Annotated in this window: 1 protein-coding gene and 1 pseudogene; both read right to left on the bottom strand. The window is 30.6% G+C overall.

Annotation, left to right across the window (positions count from 1 at the left end; all coding sequences use genetic code 11):
* Positions 1–1,011, bottom strand: a 1,011-nt coding sequence (locus EKL98_RS15860) for a two-component regulator propeller domain-containing protein (protein WP_317125400.1), incomplete at its 3' end; no start/stop codon positions are given.
* A gap of 103 nt (positions 1,012–1,114) precedes the next feature.
* Positions 1,115–1,423, bottom strand: a pseudogene (locus tag EKL98_RS15855) (alanine dehydrogenase); the annotation flags it as partial.

Here is a 1,423-nt window from a genome sequence, read left to right as displayed (position 1 = left end):
AGTAGTGGCAACAGAATATACTGAACCCAAAACGCCTGAATTATCATAAAAAATAGAAATGGGAGAATCGACTTCTATATGAGCAATTCCGTTGTCTAAACCTAGCCATAAATTATTTTCTTTGTCTTGACCAATACTCAAAATAGAATTGTTCATCAAGACATTATTTTTATTAATGTTTATAAAAGAGTTATTAAACAAATCAAAAACAAAAACACCTTTACTTGCTGTTCCAATTATCAATTTATTAGTATTGATAAACTTTGCAACGTTGATATAAGCCGTTTTCAAAATTTCATTCAATGGGTTTTTCCAAGAATTCAAAGCTCCGTTTTCTAAAATATAAACTCCGTTTTTTTGAGTAAATATGTAGGTTCGATTTTGATGTTTTTCGATGGCGTGAATTACATTATTTTCCAAAATTTCCCAGCCTTTTACTTTTGACATCTTATAATTATACATCTTATAAACTCCGCTGCCAACCGAGGCAATTAGGAGTTGATTGTCTATAACAAAGCAATAAGAAATAAGAAATGGAAGTTTCGTTTTATTAATTTTCTTACCGTCATACATGAAAATCTCATTGAACGATTGAAAATAAATTTGGTTGTTAAACTTAAATATTTTCCATATTTCTTCGTTCTCGCTGTCATCAAAAACTTTTTTACCACTAGATATTGAAACGTAAATCATCTTTCCGTCATTTCGATGCCAATAGCCAAATTCTTTATAAGAACCTGAATATATTTTATCGCCATCGACCAGTATAGAACGAATTATCGTTTTATTTGGAAGCATATTTTTCTCCCACTTCACACCATCATAACGCAATAAATAATGATTATTAGCAAAATACATGGCCTTATCATTACCTTGTGATACATTCCAAGTTTGATTATCTCCCTGATAGTTTGATTTGTTATAATTTTCGACAAAAGGAAGCATCTCTTGACAATACAGTTGAAATGATAGTAAACTGAAAACAAATATTTTTATAGTAATCGATTTCAAAATTGAAAGTTTTATCTTCAAATATAATCACATTTTTAATATAATGCATAAAAAGCCTCCTAAATTCAATGCTTTTATTAGTATAAATTTTGAATTTTGCTAATTATTTTTCTTCCACATAATCCTGTAAATAGCTGAATCGTGGAGTGAGTTTTCCTTTTTCGGTTATTTTTGCCCGTTTCAAAATTCCGTCTTTATCACCGTTGAAAAAAGCGGGAATCACGTGTTCCATAAACATTTCTCCAAAACCTTCGCTAGCTGCTTTTGGCAATTCGCATGGCAAATTATCAACTGCCATTACCACAATTGCGGCAGGATGAAATACATCGACTTCTTTGTTTTCAGTAGGCAAATAACCATACAAAGGTTCTTCTATAGTTGATGATCTTAGCGTACAAGCTATAGAACTATC

The sequence above is a fragment of the Flavobacterium bomense genome, from assembly GCF_003970355.1.
This window is presented reverse-complemented; position numbering and strand designations above follow the sequence as displayed.